This window comes from Streptococcus parasanguinis (genome assembly GCF_000963275.1).
GTDB lineage: Bacteria > Bacillota > Bacilli > Lactobacillales > Streptococcaceae > Streptococcus > Streptococcus parasanguinis_B.
In genome coordinates this window covers 1,254,354-1,272,038 of record NZ_JYOW01000001.1, presented here as the reverse complement: position 1 = coordinate 1,272,038, position 17,685 = coordinate 1,254,354, and the positions used below count along the sequence as shown (strand labels likewise).

Here is a 17,685-nt window from a genome sequence, read left to right as displayed (position 1 = left end):
TCAGCGTTTAGACCATGTTTTAGGGAGGAAGAGTAGAATCATTGGATAGATTTCAAGCCGTCCGGCAATCATGGCTAAGGAAAGTAACAGTTTTGAAATCGGACTAAAGATGGAGAAGGTTTGACCTGTTCCAATCATAGGTCCAATGTTGTTGAAACAACTAAAGACAGCGCTGACAACCGTCATGAAGTTATTATTGTCTAGACTGACTACAAAGAGTAGGCCGATCGTGATAAAACTGTATATTGTAAAGTACTTGAGGATCTGATGCTGTGTATCCTTATCCAATACCGTATCATTGACATGCAAGGTCAGAACGCGATTCGGAGACAAGGTCGAAAGAACCTGATTTTTTGCGATTCGCCATAAGGTCAAGCACCGAATGACTTTTAGCCCCCCGGCGGTCGATCCAGCAGAACCACCTACAACCATCAGCATCAAGAGGATGAACTGAGAAAGAGAGGCCATTTTTCCGTCGTTCCATAACCAAAACCGGTAGTGGTGATGATATTGGAAACTTGGAAGAAGGAAATCTCAAAACTCTTAGCGACATTGGCATAGAGATGAAGGACATTGTACGCGATCAAGACACTGGACACGAGGACGATGGTGATATAGGTCCGCAATTCCTCATCTTTAAAGAAGGCCTTGAATTTTCGGATCATGAGGAAGTAGTAGAGGTTAAAGTTAACCCCGAAGACTAAAACCCCGATACTGACCAAATAGGTGATTAAACTACTATTGTAGTGGGCAATTCCGTCGTTAAAAACGGTAAAGCCCCCGGTTCCAGCCGTTCCCATGGCGATGACAAAACTATCATAAAGGGGCATATCAGCAAGGAAATAAAGAACCACAAAGAGGAAGAACAAGCCCAAGTACAAGAAGTAGAGGATTTGAGCTGTGTTTTTTAATTTGGAAACGACCTTCCCAAAAACTGGACCAGGAACTTCTGCCTTCATGACTTCAAGGTGGCTGTTCTTGTTATTGTCCATAATTGCAAGGGCGAAGACCAATACTCCCATCCCCCCAATCAAGTGGGTGAAACTGCGCCAAAAGAGGAGAGAATGGGTGAGGACACCCACATCATCTAATATCGTTGCCCCTGTTGTTGTAAAGCCAGAGCTGACTTCAAAGAAGGCATCGATAATGTTGGGAATTTGTCCCGAAAAGACAAAGGGAAGGGCGCCAAAGAAGGACCAGAGGATCCAACAGAGGGCTACAATCAGGACTCCTTCTTTAGCATAAATGTGAAAGTCCTTTGGTTTGTGAAAACTACCAAGTAGCCCCAGCCCAAGTAAGATGGCCATGGTTGCCCCAATAGAGACAAAGACCTTGGCAGGTTCCTGATAGATCGTAGCGACGACTAAGGGAACGATCAGGAGAGCTGCCTCGATTAAGAGGAGCTTGGACAAGAGGTAACGAATCATGCTTCTATTCATCAGGCTTACCTCTCAAGTAGATCATAGATTTTTGTGACATTTTGAATCAAGGTGGTTACGATAATCCGATCTCCTACCATCAAACGGTCATCTCCATTTGGGAAAATAGCCTTGCCGTCTCGAATAATGGCAGCGATCAAGACGCCTTTTTTCAATTTCAATTCAGAGAGGGGATATTGGGTTAGTTTATTGTCTTCCTTAATTTGGAACTGCAAGGTTTCAATCCGGCCGTTTGCGACATGGTGCAAGGCTTCTAGGTTTGAGAACTGTGCATTGTAGCGTCCACGAATAAAGTGCATAATGGTATCTACAGCGATGCGTTTTGGCGTAACGATACTGGTCATATCTTGATCGCCAATGATCTCTAGCAGACTAGTTCGGTTGACCTTGGTAATGTTCTTTTTGACTCCGACAGAATTCAAGAACATGGAAGTGATGATGTTTTCTTCATCGACCCCTGTCAAAGTAGCCACAGCATCGAAGTTATTGGCACTCTCTTCTAAAAGAATGTCTTTAGCAGTTCCGTCTCCATGGACGACATAGAGATCAGGAAATTCCTGACTAAAGAATTCCGCCCGTTCGCGATTGACCTCTAAGACCTTGAGATCGATCTTGCGGCGCACATCTTGAAGAATGTTGAGTAGGTAATAGGCAATTTTCCCAGCACCAATGATCATCATGCTCTTAATGACCTGAGGGCGAACATTGTTGTGGAAGAGAACGACCTCGATCCGATTACCTGTTACGAAAATCTTGTCTTGAGGTTGCAAGACAAAGTCTCCGTTTGGAATGGTGAGTTCGTTGCCACGCTCGATTGCACAAACAATGACATTTCCGTATTTCTTCCGGAATTGGGATAGACTCATATTGCAGAGATTGCTATCTGGCTTGATTTTAAATTCCATCAAGGCAACTCGGCCATTGGCAAAATGCTCCACAGAAAGGGCATTTGGGAAGTCAATGATATTGGCAATATAGCGAGCTGTCAGCAATTCCGGATTGACAACTAGGGAGAAGCCCAAGATATTTTTTTCCTTGAAGTAGGAATTGGAATATTCCGGATTCCGCACCCGAACGATAGTCTCTTTGGCTCCCATTTTTTTAGCCAAAACAGCAGAGACCATATTCACTTCATCGTACTCGGTCATGGAAATGAAGATGTCGCAGTCTTCAACATCTGCTTGCTCCAAGATCTTGAAGTTTGCCCCATTTCCTAAAATTCCAATGATATCAAACCGTTTGGTAATATGGTTAAGAACGGATTCGTCTTTTTCGATCAAAATAACATCGTGGTTTTCAGCAACGAGAGAACGACAAAGGGCCGTTCCGACCTTTCCTCCACCAACAACAATAATTTTCATAGAATACCTCCAGAGTATGCTTCTATCATACTCTATTTTCAAGAAAAATTCATCTTTTTTAAGGATTTTCTGGTGGAATTTTGAGAAGCTAAGAACAAGTAGGAGAAATCGTCAAAAGAGTAGAGCTAGGAGGGATTGAAAACTTTGATAAAGTTTCTTAAAAAAATCTAAAAAAACTATTGACAGGAGCTTCAAAAGTGTTATACTTAGAAAGTACCTTCGTTGATTTACCTCAAACCTGTTGTGAGTTAAGTTAATGAAGCTGTAACCACGCTGTTTGCTGAGCTTGACTCCGGGCAGTGTGGCTATTTTTTTATCAGAAAGAGATCGAGTATGAATATTGAAGAACTGGACTACCAAGAGTCAGCTGCTCAAAACCACATCGTCTTGTTCCAACCTCAGATTCCACAAAATACGGGAAATATTGCACGGACTTGTGCGGCGACCAATTCCCCCTTACATATCATTCGCCCCATGGCTTTTCCGATCGATGATCGCAAAATGAAGCGAGCAGGACTTGATTATTGGGACAAGCTGGATGTCCGCTTTTATGATAGCCTGGAAGAGTTTATGGAAGCGGCGCGCGACGGTCAGGTACACCTAGTGTCCAAGTTTGCAAATCAGACCTATTCGGATGTTTCTTATCAGGATGGGAAGTCCCATTATTTCTTGTTTGGACGCGAGGATAAAGGTTTGCCGGAAGATTTTATGCGCCAGCACGAGGAGAAGGCCATTCGCATTCCGATGAATGATGAGCATGTCCGTAGTTTAAATGTCTCCAATACTGTCTGCATGATTGTCTATGAGGCACTCCGCCAGCAAGGTTTTAAGGGGCTGGAGTTGAGCCATCGTTATGAGCACGACAAGCTCAAATAAGAACGAAAAATTAAAACCCGAACGATGTAATCCATGACGTTACAAAAACTTGCCTAGGCAAGTTTTTTTTGTTATCATAAAAGGGTCTTCAGGGCAGGGTGTAATTCCCGACCGGCGGTGACTTTTACTAGGAAATGTTCTTTTCCATACTCTAAAAGAAGTCCGCGAGCGCAAGCTGATGTGGTGTGACTCCACAACCGACAGTATAGTCTGGATGGGAGAAGACGAGAGACGAATAGACTGACATCTATTCTGATCTGTTTAGAGCTGATGCATGAAAATGGAACGTTAGGGTCTAAGACTGACTAACGGCATGTTTCGATGGAGACCAGCTAAAGTAACTAGAATATTTTCTAGTTTAAGCTTTGTTTAAATAGTTTAGAGTAGAATGATGGAGTAGACGTCTTTCCAGCTTCTCTAATTTTTAAAAAATTGGAGGAACCTGTTATGACAAATACACGTAAACTGACCCTAGTGGCTGTTTTATCCGCTTTATCTTTTATTTTGATGTTCTATCAATTTTCTTTCTTGATAGATTTCTTCAAAATTGATTTGAGTATCATCGCCATTTTGTTGGCCTTGGTCCTGTTGGATTTTAAAAGTGCCGTTTGGGTGACCTTGATCCGATCTGTCCTTAAGTTAGCCCTTAATAATAAGGGGCTTGAAACCTTGATCGGATTACCAATCAATATCATTGGAGTTCTTGTTTTTGTTCTTGCTTTTGCATGGATTTGGAACAAGGAACGGACCCATGGTCGATTTGTCTTGGCAACGATTGTTGGAACGATCAGCTTGAGTATCACGATGGTATTGGTGAACTATGTCTATGCAATCCCTTTGTATGCTCGTTTTATGAACTATGATATTTCGAAAACACTAGGGCTTGTCCACTATTTAGCCGCAATGGTTGCACCGTTTAACCTGATCGAAGGGGTGATTTGGGCCATCGCATTTGGGTTGATCTATACCTTATTGCAACCGATTTTAAAAAAATATGAAAAATAAACAACAACATTGGGCGAAGGCAAGCTTCGCCCTTCTCATTTTTGTCATTCTTGGGTATGTGATTCGCTTTTACCCGCAACAATTAACAGGCTTTGATAGCACGATTCAGTCTGCTATTCGAGGCGATCTGCCTGCAGCACTGACGGCCTTCTTTACCAAGGTGACCCATGTCATGGATACCAAGATCATTGTCATCTGGGTGGGTCTTTTGCTGGCGGTCTTTGCCTATAAGAAGTGGTACAGCGAAGCTCTTTTTCTAGGGAGCAATCTGGTATTGACTGGTCTTTTGGTTCTTCTTCTAAAGAATATCTACCAGAGACCGAGACCAAGTATTCTTCATCTAGTAGAGGAAAAAGGCTTTTCTTTCCCGAGTGGTCATTCACTGGCATCTAGCCTTGTTTTGGGAAGTTTGATCATCATCATCAGCCAACATGTAAAACATAAAACAGCCCGCTTTTGCCTTCAAGGCTTGCTGGTTCTGGGAATTGTGACCATTGTGGTTTCCCGCGTTTATGTCGGGGTCCACTATCCATCAGACGTTCTTGGCAGTATGATTTTGGGTCTCGCTGTTTTACAGTTTGAGTATCCCTTGTATGATCGCTTGCGATTTCAATGGCGCTTTACAGGTAAGCAAAAATAAGCATCTAACAACTAGGAGTTGAACTCGCGTTTTGAGTTCGACTCTTTTTTTGCTATAATGAAGGGTATGAAATCCTACAATACTTTGAATGATTATTATCGAACCTTATTTGGAGAAAAGACCTTTAAAGTCCCTATTGATGCGGGCTTTGATTGTCCCAATCGAGACGGAACAGTCGCCCACGGTGGCTGTACTTTTTGTACGGTCTCGGGTTCAGGAGATGCCATTGTGGCCCCAGAAGCTCCGATTCGAGAACAGTTTTACAAAGAGATTGATTTTATGCATCGGAAATGGCCAGATGTGAAGAAGTACCTGGTCTATTTTCAAAATTTCACCAATACCCACGATAAAGTGGAAGTCATTCGAGAGCGGTATGAACAGGCCATCAATGAACCAGGAGTGGTAGGAATCAACATTGGTACGCGTCCGGACTGTTTACCAGATGAGACCTTGGCCTACCTAGCAGAGCTGACAGAGCGCATGCATGTGACGATCGAGTTGGGGCTTCAGACGACTTATGAAGCGACTTCTAAATTGATCAATCGGGCCCATAGTTATGATCTCTATGTTGAAACAGTCAAGCGTATTCGCAAACAGGTGCCCAAGGCAGAGATCGTCTCCCATTTGATCAATGGCCTTCCTGGGGAGACGCATGAGATGATGGTGGAAAATGTTCGCCGTTGTGTGACCGATAATGAAATTGATGGCATCAAGTTACACCTCTTGCATTTGATGACCAATACACGGATGCAACGGGACTATCATGAAGGACGACTTCAACTCATGAGCCAGGAGGAGTATGTCAAGGTCATCTGTGACCAGTTGGAGATCATCCCCAAACACATTGTCATCCACCGGATTACAGGGGACGCGCCACGGGATATGTTGATTGGCCCTATGTGGAGCCTCAACAAATGGGAAGTCCTAAACGCCATTGAAACTGAAATGCGTCGGCGTGGAAGTACCCAAGGATGTAAGCTAGAAGAAAAGGAGACTGCTGATGCTTCGACCACTTGAAATGGCCCATCAATTTTTAGCAGAAGTCATCACCAAAGAAAATGTGGTGGTGGATGCGACCATGGGAAATGGACATGATACGGCCTTTTTAGCCCAACTAGCAGGCCAGGTCTATGCCTTTGATATTCAAGAGCAGGCACTTGTCAATACCCAAGAAAGATTGGAAAAGTTGGGACTTCAACATGTCCGGTTGATTTTGGATGGCCACCAGCATGTGGACCAATATGTGGAGACCATCAAAGCAGCTATTTTTAATCTGGGTTATCTGCCATCTGCGGATAAATCGGTCATTACTCTTCCAGCTACCACGATTGAAGCGATGGAGAAAATTTGTGTTCGCCTAGAAAAAGGTGGGCGAATGGCTATTATGATCTATTATGGTCATGAGGGAGGAGACATCGAGCGTGATGCAGTGCTGGACTTTGTCAGTCAGCTCCCTCAAAAAGACTATACAGCGACCATCTACCGGACACTGAATCAAGTGAATCAGCCACCGTTTTTGGTCATGATCGAAAAATTAGAAAGCTACCGTCATGGATAAAGAATATTTAAAGAATAAAATTGAAGGATTGAGACATCATTTTGTCGAATCAACCATCCACGAGCGTGCAATGGGTTTTTATGATGAAGCCCATATGACCAAAAAGATGCTCAAAATAAAAAAGAAATTGGTTTCGCTTGAGATGGAACGGTCCCAAAAGAAGATTGAGCACAAGGATGTAACCAAGACAGACCAAAAGATTGCGGAGTTAAAACAGCAATTTGAGACCTGTTGCCAAGAACGCTAAGGAGGGAGTGATATGGAACTACTCCTTTATGCAGTGATCTTTTCGATGATTTTGATCGTCTCAAATGCCACGAATAAACTTGTGCCGAGTCTTCCTCTACCCTTGATTCAAATTTTACTAGGGATTGGTTGGGCTCTCTTTGTGCCAGAAGAAAATTTTCATCTGGATACCGAGCTCTTTCTGGCCTTGGTCATTGGCCCTCTCTTATTTCGAGAAGCAGAAGAAGCAGATATTACTTCCGTCTTAAAGCACTGGCGGATCATCCCCTATTTGATTTTCCCAGTGATTTTTATCTCAACCATTAGTTTGGGCTGGGCAGCTCACTCCTTGTGGCTGAGTCTTCCATTAGCAGCCTGTATGGCAGTTGGGGCAGCCCTTGGGCCTACCGACTTAGTAGCCTTTGCTTCCCTGTCTGAGCGCTTTAGCTTTCCAAAGCGGGTTTCGAATATCTTAAAAGGCGAAGGATTACTAAATGATGCCTCTGGTCTAGTCGCCTTTCGAGTGGCCTTGGCAGCTCTTGCGACCGGGAGTTTCTCTCTTGGAGAGGCAGGGATTTCCTTAGGAATCTCCATTATTGGAGGATTTGCGGTGGGGATCTTGACGGCCTTTGTGAACCGGTGGCTGCAAACCTTGCTCTTGAGTGTTCGCGCTAGTGATATTGCGAGTGAATTGTTATTAGAACTAAGCCTCCCTTTGTTGACCTTCTTCCTTGCAGAAGAACTCCATGTCTCTGGTATCATTGCAGTAGTTGTGTCAGGAATCCTAAAAGCCAGTCGCTTTAAGCACATTACCCTCCTTGAAGCGCGGGTAGATACTGTGAGTCATACTGTCTGGAATACGGTCAACTTTATCTTAAATGGGTCGGTCTTTGTCATCTTAGGAATGGAATTGGAAATGATTTCCAAGCCCATCTTAAGTAGTCCCATTTACAATAATCTGCTTTTAGTTCTTTCTGTCTTTTTGTTGACAGCCTTGCTCTTTTTGATTCGTTTTGTCATGGTTTACCTCTTTTATTGGTACCGAACTGTTCGATTAAAAAAATCGTTGAGAAATTATCTAAAAGATGCCTTATTGCTGACCTTTTCGGGTGTGAAGGGAACGGTTTCGATTGCGACGATTCTTTTGATTCCAACCAAGATCGAAAAAGAATACCCTATCCTACTCTTTTTAGTGGCAGGAGTTACCCTTGTCAGCTTTATTGCTGGCTTAGTGGTACTTCCAAAATTATCAGAAGACAAGGAAGAAACCAATGACTACCTGATGCAGATCGCGATTTTAAATGATGTCGTCATGGAATTAGAAGCAGACCTAAAGAATAGCAAGCACAAGGGACCCTTGTATGCGGCGATTGATAACTACCATGGTCGCATAGAAAACTTGATTCTGGGCCAAGAAAACAGGCTCATTCAAAAGGACTGGGAACAGTTGAAGCTCCTGATTTTGAGTATTGAAAGTGACGGCTTGGAACAGGCTTATGAAGAAGGGAAGATTCGAGAGCGGGGCTACCGCGTCTACCAACGCTATCTTCGCAATATGGAGCAACGTGTCAATCGCAATCTTTCGTCTCGCTTAACCTATTACCTCTTGGTGTCTTTCCGCCTTTTGCGTTTATTAGTTCATGAGATCTTAACTTTTGGGTCTGGCTTGCGAAACTGGTGGACCCGAGAAGACAGCAAGTTAGAGGCCATTGATTATGACCAGATTGCGGCCCTTTATCTGGCCAATACGGAAATCATCATCGAAAGTTTGGAAGACCTCAAGGGGGTTTATCGGAGCAGTTTGATTTCTTTCCTACAAGAATCTCGTCTGAGAGAGACAGCTATTATTACCAGTGGGGCCTTTGTGGAGCGGGTTATTAATCGCGTGAAACCAAATAATATCGATGAAATGTTGAGAGGCTATTATTTGGAGCGTAAGATTATTTTTGAATATGAAGCGCAACACCTGATTACTGCCAAGCAAGCGCGCCGTATGCGACAAAATGTCAATGAATTAGAAAGCTACTCCCTAAGAGAAAGTGCCAATACTCTTCCATACGATTTGATCGAGTATGCACGGAATCGTTGAGATAAGAGTAAAAGAGGCTGGGACAAAAGTCCTAGCCTCTCAATTATTTTTGGATTGTCGAGCAAGACGCAGTGGTTGAGTGGGCTCTACTACGCTGATTTCATCAGCTTTTACAGCCCTACTCAACTGTGCGGAGGTGGGACGACGAAATCGAATTCTAACGAATTACCGATTTCTGTCCCACTCTCTTTTTGCTTTATTCATTTTCTTTTCAGTGTGCGATTTCTGGTTTGACAAAGAGTCGCTCATCACCAAGATCAATAAGGGATACTGGTGCTTCATAAAATTGGCTAAGGACATGAGGAGTTAGGATCTTTTCCTTTGGTCCTTGCTCGACCACTTGGCCATGTTTGAGTAAGAGGACATGGGTCATGTCTGTTGTAATTTCCTCGGCATGGTGGGTGACGTAGATCATGGTAGGCGCGTGATCCAGTTGTTTGATATGATGGATCTGACGGAGGAGCTTTTCTCTGGCAAAGAGATCCAATCCACTAGAAGCTTCGTCAAAAATGATCAGATCTGGCTGGTCCATGAGGCTTCGTGCAATGAGAACGGTCTGCTTTTCTCCCTGGGAGAGCTCACGGTATTTGCGGCCGATCAAAGAGCTAGCCCCAATTGAAGTTAGCATATCCCGTGCCCAGTTCAGTTCTTCTTCCCCGTATGCAGCATATAAGATACTACTCTTGTATTGACCAGTTAGGACAATTTGTTCTGTCAAAAGATGCTCTGGTAGTCTTTCTGAAATAAAGGAGCTAACGATCCCAATACGCTTCCGCAACTCAGGAATGCCCCCTTCTCCAAAGCGGGTTCCAAGGACCGTTACCTGGCCAGAACTAGCCCAGTATTCAGACATAAGAAGTTTGAGGAGAGTCGATTTTCCTGCCCCATTGAGGCCTAAAATGGCCCAGCATTCATTTTCTTTTACTTGCCAGTTAATCTCTTTTAAAAGGGCTTTTCCATTGCGGATCAAATTGACGTCTTGTAGTTCAATCAAATTATTCATAACTTCATCCTTTTGATTAAAATCTCCTTTATTCTATCATAAAATATGGTAGAATAGAAAACAGGAGGTAAGGAATGTTTCGAAATAGTAAATTGTTATTCTGGACATGTGAGATCTTATTATTGACGGTGATTTTCTATATTTGGAAATCAATGGGGACTTTAATTTCTCCATTTGTATCTGTTCTGAATACCATCCTCTTACCATTTTTAATTGCAGGTTTTTTATATTACATTACCAATCCGATTGTTGAATTGTTGGAAAAACACTTAAAAATCAAGCGTGTGTTTGGTATTTTGATCACCTTAGTTCTGTTGTTTGGGATCATTGGCTTAGGGATCTTTTATCTGCTCCCCATCTTAATCAATCAGTTAACCAGTTTGATCAATTCAACTCAAGGACTTTACTGGGAAGTTCAAAGTTTGGTTCGAAAACTCTCGACCAATCCTTTGTTCCAGAATGTGAATATCCAGTCGACGATTCAGCAGTTGAATCTCTCTTATATGGATATCCTACAAAATCTCTTGAATAGTGTGACCAACAGTTTAGGAAGTGTGGTTAACACCATTGTTAATACGGTCTTTATCTTGATCATGACCCCTGTCTTCTTGGTTTATTTCTTGGTCGATGGGAAGAAGTTATTGCCGATGTTGGAGCGGACCATTTTACGCAATGACAAACTCCACATTTCAAGCCTCTTGATTAGTTTGAATGAAACGGTCTCTCGCTATATTAGTGGGATTTCGATCGATGCCTTTATCATTGGAACCCTAGCCTACATTGGCTATAGTTTTATTGGATTGAAGTATGCTTTGGTCTTTGCCATTTTTTCTGGATTGGCCAACTTGATTCCCTATGTAGGACCAACCATCGGGTTGATTCCGATGATCATCACCTATGCCTTCACAGATATGGATATGATGATCAAAGCAGTCATTTACATGTTGATTATCCAGCAGATCGATGGGAATATTCTTTATCCGCGTATCGTTGGAGGCGTGATGAAGGTTCACCCGATTACCATTATGGTTCTCTTATTGCTCTCAAGTAATATTTACGGCATTATCGGGATGGTCGTTGCGATTCCAGTCTATTCGATTGGAAAAGAAATTGTAAAATTCTTGGTAAATCTTTATGATAACCACCGTGCTGCTAAGGAGCAGAAGAAAAAAGAAGAATTTGGTATCATTAATAAATCATAGACTCTAGCGCCTATATGGGCCTTGGAGTCTTTTTTGTACATTTATTTGAAAAAATGCTGGAAAATAGTCAACAAGTGCTATGAAATGTGTTAAAATATAAGTGATTTTGAAAGAAAATATGAAAAGGTAGGAAAAGATGAGACTGCTCTTATCGAAAAAACAGAGACGCCAATTGCAATTATTGGAAATCTTGATTAAGGAAAAAAGATGGTTCCACTTAAAAGAGTTGGCCAAGCGTTTGGATTGTACAGAACGTTCGTTAAAAGAAGATTTGTCTAATCTTCGTAGTACATTTGATGACTTTTTAATTGAATCCTCTACCAATGGGATCAAGATCAGTTATGAGGATTCGGTTGGGCTAGAAGTGATCTATCATCACTTTTTAAAAGAATCACAAGCCTTTGCTTTGATTGAATATCTCTTTTTCAACAAGGATGTTTCCAATGAATATATTTGCAGAAAGTTTGATCTGAGTTACCAATCTTTCTACCGCTTGATTCGGACGATTAATCAGAAGCTTCAAACCAAATACAATGTAAAGATTGATTTGAAACCCTTGAATCTTGTCGGGGATGAAGTGGATGTTCGTTTCTTCTATGCCCAGTATTTTGCGGAACGTTATTACTATATGGAGTGGCCTTTCCCAGAATTTAAGGAAGAGGCTGTGACCGATTTGATCACCTTCTTCTTCAAGCTCTATGGCTATCCATTGACCTTCTCTGTCCTCAGGTCTTATAAAGTTCTCTTGACAGTCTACTTATCACGGATTAAGCAGGGCTATTTTATTGACATGCCAACGAACTATGATGTGTATAAGGACCAGTATCAAGGAGTGACCAATGTCGAGGAGATGTTACGCTACTTTAGCTTGCAGTTGGGTGTCGAGTTGAATGAAAAAGTGCTGGAGCAGTTCTTCATCATCTTCATTCAAGAGAATTTCTATTTCAGTCCAGAAAGCTTGATCGAAGCTGCAGAAACGGATCCTTATGCCAAAGAATCAACGACGCTCATCAGAGATATGTTCAAGGATCTATGCTATACCTATGATTTAGACATTGAAAATCTTGATGAGATGTTGATGCACGTTCACAATACGGCTCACTTAGGTCGGAAGGAATTGTTCTCGGAGTTCCTCTTATTTGATACCAAGACCAATACCAACGAAGATTTTATGAGCATCTTCCCAGCCTTCTATGATGATTTGAGAGACCATATCATCACTTATATGAAGACCATGAAGCATAATCTGAATGAAGAAATTATCAAGCACATGATCTACACGGTCTACACTCACTGGGAACGTCTCTTACCACAATTATTGCGCCGTCGGAAGTCTATTAAGGTCTTGATTATCAGTCGTTTTGACGATCACCATGCTAAATCCATGATCGATTTTCTAGATTTCTACTGTACGGATAACTTTGAATTTACGCAGATGATCAAGTACAATCTAACAGTGGATGATATTGAAGCTTCGGATGCCGACGTAGTGGTGGCCAACTTTATGATGCCTGAATTAAAGAAAAAACCATTTATTTGTACAAGTAGTCTCTCATCGCTTAAGCTGGTTGAAAAACTCAATGCCTTCTTTTATGATTTTACCAGTGCAGAACACTAAAATCAGGACTTGTTCCTGATTTTTTGATGGTAAAAAAAGAAAATGACATAGAAAAATGCAGGCTCTCCTATTTTTGTGGTATAATATACAATATTATATACTGGAGGAAATTATCCATGGAAGACCCTGGCAGTCAGGAAATTTTACTGGAAGTTATTTTATTGATTGTTTTGACATTATTGAACGCCTTTTTCTCGGCGACTGAAATGTCAATGGTATCGTTGAATCGCTCTCGTGTAGAGCAAAAGGCTGAAGAAGGAGATAAAAAATACATTCGTCTTCTTAGCGTATTGGAGCAACCGAACCATTTCTTATCCACTATTCAGGTGGGGATCACCTTGATTACCATCTTATCTGGGGCGAGTCTTGCGGATAGCCTTGGACATGTCATTGCTGGATGGATGGGCAATACCAAAACAGCTCATGCAACTGGAAGCTTTTTATCTCTAGCATTTTTGACTTATATTTCGATCGTGTTTGGCGAACTCTATCCAAAACGAATCGCTATGAACTTGAAAGATGAGTTGGCTGTTCGAACAGCTCCGATTGTGATTCTATTAGGAAAAATTGTCAGCCCCTTTGTTTGGTTGCTTTCAGCGTCGACCAACCTTTTGAGCCGTATCACGCCAATGGAATTCGATGATCCGGATGAAAAGATGACGCGGGATGAAATCGAGTATATGCTGACCAATAGTGAAGCAACACTGGATGCTGACGAGATTGAGATGCTCCAAGGGATCTTTTCATTAGATGAAATGGTAGCGCGTGAAGTCATGGTCCCACGGACAGATGCCTTCATGGTTGATATCAATGATGATACCAAAGAAATTATTGAAAGTATCCTTAAGCAAAACTTTTCACGGATTCCTGTCTATGATGATGACAAGGACAATGTCATCGGCCTCATCCATACCAAACGTCTCTTGAACGAAGGATTTATCAATGGCTTTGATAATATTGTCTTAAGAAAGATTTTACAAGAACCTTTGTTTGTTCCAGAGACCATTTTTGTGGATGATCTTTTGAAGGAATTGCGCAATACGCAAAATCAAATGGCCATTCTGCTTGATGAATATGGTGGAATGTCTGGACTGGTCACTCTTGAAGACCTCTTGGAAGAAATCGTCGGTGAAATTGACGATGAGACTGACAAAGCTGAAATTGATGTTTTTGAAATTGGGGATAATACTTATGTCGTGCAAGGAGCTATGTCACTAAACGACTTTAATGAATACTTTGGCGTTGAGTTGGAAAGTGATGATGTGGATACCATTGCGGGGTATTACCTGACAGAGGTTGGGCGAATTCCGACCTTGAAAGAGCGACTCAGCTGTGAAGTCGATAGTCAAAAGAAACACTTGATTCTGACAAATGACAAGGTGAAAAATGGTCGTGTGACCAAGGTAAAAGTTGAAATTTCTGAAATCGTCGAAGATGATGAAGAAACCAAATCAAAAGAAGATTAGAAAATAGAGGCCTGGACGTGTTCCAGCCTCTATTTTTTTCTTGTCAGGGCTAGTTGAATTTTCAAAAAATTTTAAAAATTTCTGAAATAGTCTTGACAGCTAAAAAAAATTAAGGTAAGATATTACCCATAAATAAAGAAAGCAGAAAATAAACATGAAGCAACAAGCCATTTCAACTCAAAAATTTTACTTTAGCTACTTTAGATAGTGTTTGTAGACATGATCACATGGATGCAAACAACCCAAGCAATTTGTTTGTATCTATGTGGCTAAGATTTTTGATGATGGTCCATAGAGCTAGTATCTAAATGGACCGAGGTTTTGTAACTTGTTGGAGAATTTCAAGCATCCGTTTAGAGAATCATCTAAGCGGATTTTTTGTTTATTTTCAGAAAAGGAGTCAAAAAATGAAAGTAGTGAAGAAATTACTAGCACCTGCCCTGGTTGTAGGACTTCTGTTAACCTCATTGGTGACCTTACACCATCTGAAGGATGCTAAAAAGGATAATGTCTTTCGGATTGGGATTTCCCAGTATATCACCCATAAGTCACTCGACGCAACACGAAAAGGCTTTATCGAAGAGTTGAAGAAAGCGGGCTATGTGGATGGGAAAAATATCCAGATTGATTTCCAAAATGCTCAAGGGGAGCAACGAAATCTGAAAAACATTTCCAAACAATTGGCGGAAGAAAGTGATCTCGTCTTTGCGATTGCAACACCTTCGGCTCAAAGTTTGGCCAATACGACGAAAACAACACCGGTTGTCTTCTCGGCTGTGACCGACCCATTGGCAGCGAAATTGGTGAAAAACTTGAAAGAGCCTGGTGGCAATATCACAGGGACAAGTGACCAGTCAGAAGATGTGATCGCTACACAGGTAGATATGATTAAGCAAGTGCTTCCAACGGCGAAAACAGTTGGGATCCTCTATACGCAAAGTGAGCCTAACTCAGTCGTCCAAAAAGACAATGCGAAAAAGATCCTTGAAGCTAAAGGCTATCAAGTGGTTGAAAAAACCATCCTCGATAGTAACAATGTGAAAGCTGCAGCAGACAGTATCATGTCAGAAGCAGATATCGTCTTTGTTCCGACGGATAACATCATTTCTTCTACAATGGACACTGTAAAACAAGTGTCTCTCAGTCATAAGGTGCCCGTTTTTGGTGGGTCTGCTGAGATGGTGGCTACTGGTGGCTTGTATAACTTTGGTACTGATTATGAGGAATTGGGAAGACAAGCTGCTCGGATGGCCATTCGCATCATGAAGGGTGAGAAACCTAGTAAAATTGCAGTTGAAACACCTGAAAAATTAGAATTGCATACCAATAAAGAGATGGCGAAAGAGCTTGGAATTGATATTAGCTCGTTGAAGGTAGAAAAATAGGAGGTTTGAGATGAATTTCGTTTTATCAAGTTTATCAGAAGGTTTATTGTGGTCGATCATGGCGATCGGTGTTTACTTAACATTTCGAATTTTAGATATTGCTGACATGACGGCAGAAGGAGCCTTTCCACTTGGGGCAGCAGTTGTAGCTTCCCAAATTCAAGCCGGAAGAAACCCTTGGCTTGCAACCTTGTTGGGCTTCCTAGCAGGAATGATCGCAGGATTGGTTTCTGGGATTCTCCATACAAAAATGAAAATTCCAGCCCTCTTGACAGGGATTGTCACTTTGACCGGTCTCTACTCTATCAATATTAAAATCATGGGGGGAGTACCCAACCTCTCTATTGGCGATGCCAGTACCATTTTCAAAAGTGTCATGAAATTGGGCTTGTCCAATGAAGAAGCTGTCTTTTTGATTAGTATTTCTTGCTTGATCATCGTCTGTATCTTGTTAACTCTCTTAATGAAGACGCAACTTGGCTTGGTTTTGCGCTCGACTGGTGATAACATTCCAATGAGTGAGGCCAATGGGGTCAATGTAGATAACATGAAGATGTTGGGCTACATGATTTCGAATGGTTTGATTGCCCTTTGTGGAGCCATGTTTGCACAAAATGATGGTTTCTCAGATGTGACTTCTGGTACAGGGACGATCGTAGTCGGCTTGAGTGCTGTGATTATCGCTGAAGTTTTGATCCACGAATTGACCATTGGCTGGCGCTTGCTTTCCATCGGGGTTGGAGCTATTGTGTACCGTTTGATTATCTTAAATATTTATGAGATCCCAAATCTCGATCAAAATATGGTTCGTCTCTTCAATGCGATCTTGCTCGCGATTGTCTTGTTCGCTCCTGAGGCGCAAAAACGTCTTCGTGTTCGCGGATTGAAGTTAGGAAATAAGTAGGAGAAAAGTATGGCAACATTATTATCAATTGAAGGCATTCATAAGACATTTGAAGCAGGAACGGTTAATGAAAACCATGTCTTAAAAGGCTTGGATCTCCAAGTAGAAGAAGGGGACTTCATTTCGGTCATCGGTGGAAATGGAGCTGGGAAATCAACCTTGATGAACATCTTGGCAGGAAATCTGGTTGTAGATGAAGGGGATATCTTGCTAGAAGGTAACTCTATCAAAAATACGAGTGTTCGTAAGCGTGCGAAAGATATTGCGCGTGTCTTCCAAGATCCCAAGATGGGGACAGCTTCCCGGTTGACCATTGAAGAAAATATGGCCATTGCCCAACGTCGGGGGAAATCTCGTGGTTTGGGCTGGGGAGTTCGGGAGAAAGATCGCGAATTATTCCGTGAAGCCTTGAAGGAACTGAATATTGGTTTAGAGAACCGCCTCAAAGTCGACACCCAATATTTGTCTGGTGGGCAACGTCAAGCGTTGACCTTGGTCATGGCAGCCTTGGTCAAACCCAAACTCTTGCTTCTGGATGAACATACCGCAGCGCTCGATCCTAAGACTAGTGAAATGGTCATGGAATTGACACAAAAGATCGTGGAAAGCCATGATTTGACAACCTTGATGATTACGCATGATATGAACCATGCAATTGAATACGGCAACCGCTTGATCATGCTCTACCAAGGCAAGGTCGTTGTCGACGTCAAAGGAGAAGAAAAGAAAAACCTAACGGTTGAAGATTTAATGCGCCTCTTCCAACAAAACAGTGGCGAAACCCTGGTGAGTGATGAATTGGTATTAGGATAAAATAAAAGAGAGTGGGACAGAAATCGGTCATTCGTTAGAATTCGATTTCGTCGTCCCACCTCCGCACAGTTGAGTAGGGCTGTAAAAGCTGATGAAATCAG

General features: G+C 42.0%; 15 protein-coding genes, 1 pseudogene and 1 riboswitch. Of the genes and pseudogenes, 13 read left to right on the top strand and 3 right to left on the bottom strand.

Annotation, left to right across the window (positions count from 1 at the left end):
- Positions 1 to 1,439 (bottom strand): annotated as a pseudogene (locus TZ97_RS06235) (TrkH family potassium uptake protein).
- Between the two features lie 5 nt (positions 1,440 to 1,444).
- Positions 1,445 to 2,800: a Trk system potassium transporter TrkA gene (gene trkA, locus TZ97_RS06230; RefSeq protein ID WP_003008340.1), complete on the bottom strand. Its 1,356-nt coding sequence runs from the start codon at positions 2,798 to 2,800 to the stop codon at positions 1,445 to 1,447.
- A 333-nt stretch (positions 2,801 to 3,133) separates the two neighbouring features.
- Here trkA and trmL point away from each other — a divergent pair, with 333 nt between their 5' ends.
- The 7 genes from trmL (at position 3,134) to TZ97_RS06195 (ending at position 9,193) form a co-directional block, all read left to right on the top strand.
- Entirely contained in the window at positions 3,134 to 3,676 is a 543-nt protein-coding gene (gene trmL, locus TZ97_RS06225) for a tRNA (uridine(34)/cytosine(34)/5-carboxymethylaminomethyluridine(34)-2'-O)-methyltransferase TrmL (RefSeq protein ID WP_003008338.1), read from the top strand.
- Positions 3,677 to 3,756: 80 nt separating this feature from the next.
- Positions 3,757 to 3,906: riboswitch (FMN riboswitch) on the top strand.
- 202 nt (positions 3,907 to 4,108) lie between these two features.
- On the top strand, positions 4,109 to 4,681 hold the full coding sequence (locus tag TZ97_RS06220; protein WP_324252899.1) for an ECF transporter S component: 573 nt from the start codon (positions 4,109 to 4,111) through the stop codon (positions 4,679 to 4,681).
- Entirely contained in the window at positions 4,671 to 5,321 is a 651-nt protein-coding gene (locus TZ97_RS06215; RefSeq protein WP_045759760.1) for a phosphatase PAP2 family protein, read from the top strand. The genes TZ97_RS06220 and TZ97_RS06215 overlap by 11 nt, the downstream gene beginning before the upstream one ends.
- Positions 5,322 to 5,378: 57 nt before the next feature.
- Entirely contained in the window at positions 5,379 to 6,338 is a 960-nt protein-coding gene (locus tag TZ97_RS06210; RefSeq protein WP_080934881.1) for a TIGR01212 family radical SAM protein, read from the top strand.
- Positions 6,322 to 6,879, top strand: a complete 558-nt coding sequence (locus TZ97_RS06205) for a class I SAM-dependent methyltransferase (protein ID WP_045759758.1) — start codon at positions 6,322 to 6,324, stop codon at positions 6,877 to 6,879. The genes TZ97_RS06210 and TZ97_RS06205 overlap by 17 nt, the downstream gene beginning before the upstream one ends.
- Positions 6,872 to 7,126 carry a hypothetical protein gene (locus TZ97_RS06200; RefSeq protein WP_045759757.1) on the top strand — a complete coding sequence of 85 codons (255 nt, stop codon included), beginning with the start codon at positions 6,872 to 6,874 and terminating at the stop codon, positions 7,124 to 7,126. The genes TZ97_RS06205 and TZ97_RS06200 overlap by 8 nt, the downstream gene beginning before the upstream one ends.
- Positions 7,127 to 7,138: 12 nt before the next feature.
- The gene (locus TZ97_RS06195; RefSeq protein WP_045759756.1) at positions 7,139 to 9,193 is read left to right on the top strand and encodes a cation:proton antiporter; all 2,055 of its coding nucleotides are present in this window, start codon (positions 7,139 to 7,141) and stop codon (positions 9,191 to 9,193) included.
- Between the two features lie 211 nt (positions 9,194 to 9,404).
- Here TZ97_RS06195 and TZ97_RS06190 read toward each other — a convergent pair whose 3' ends face one another.
- Positions 9,405 to 10,196: an ABC transporter ATP-binding protein gene (locus TZ97_RS06190; protein WP_024054785.1), complete on the bottom strand. Its 792-nt coding sequence runs from the start codon at positions 10,194 to 10,196 to the stop codon at positions 9,405 to 9,407.
- A 74-nt stretch (positions 10,197 to 10,270) separates the two neighbouring features.
- On the opposite strand from TZ97_RS06190, the gene TZ97_RS06185 reads away from it, so the two are divergent.
- The 6 genes from TZ97_RS06185 to TZ97_RS06160 all read left to right on the top strand — a co-directional run bounded on the left by TZ97_RS06185 (position 10,271) and on the right by TZ97_RS06160 (position 17,584).
- Positions 10,271 to 11,398, top strand: coding sequence for an AI-2E family transporter (locus TZ97_RS06185; protein WP_003008322.1), 1,128 nt, complete (start codon positions 10,271 to 10,273; stop codon positions 11,396 to 11,398).
- Between the two features lie 136 nt (positions 11,399 to 11,534).
- Positions 11,535 to 13,016, top strand: coding sequence for a M protein trans-acting positive regulator PRD domain-containing protein (locus TZ97_RS06180; protein ID WP_045759755.1), 1,482 nt, complete (start codon positions 11,535 to 11,537; stop codon positions 13,014 to 13,016).
- A 116-nt stretch (positions 13,017 to 13,132) separates the two neighbouring features.
- Positions 13,133 to 14,482, top strand: a complete 1,350-nt coding sequence (locus tag TZ97_RS06175; protein WP_045759754.1) for a hemolysin family protein — start codon at positions 13,133 to 13,135, stop codon at positions 14,480 to 14,482.
- 407 nt (positions 14,483 to 14,889) lie between these two features.
- Positions 14,890 to 15,867, top strand: coding sequence for an ABC transporter substrate-binding protein (locus TZ97_RS06170; RefSeq protein ID WP_045759753.1), 978 nt, complete (start codon positions 14,890 to 14,892; stop codon positions 15,865 to 15,867).
- A 10-nt stretch (positions 15,868 to 15,877) separates the two neighbouring features.
- On the top strand, positions 15,878 to 16,771 hold the full coding sequence (locus tag TZ97_RS06165; protein WP_003005682.1) for an ABC transporter permease: 894 nt from the start codon (positions 15,878 to 15,880) through the stop codon (positions 16,769 to 16,771).
- 9 nt (positions 16,772 to 16,780) lie between these two features.
- Positions 16,781 to 17,584 carry an ABC transporter ATP-binding protein gene (locus TZ97_RS06160; protein ID WP_045759752.1) on the top strand — a complete coding sequence of 268 codons (804 nt, stop codon included), beginning with the start codon at positions 16,781 to 16,783 and terminating at the stop codon, positions 17,582 to 17,584.
- Positions 17,585 to 17,685: the final 101 nt, after the last annotated feature.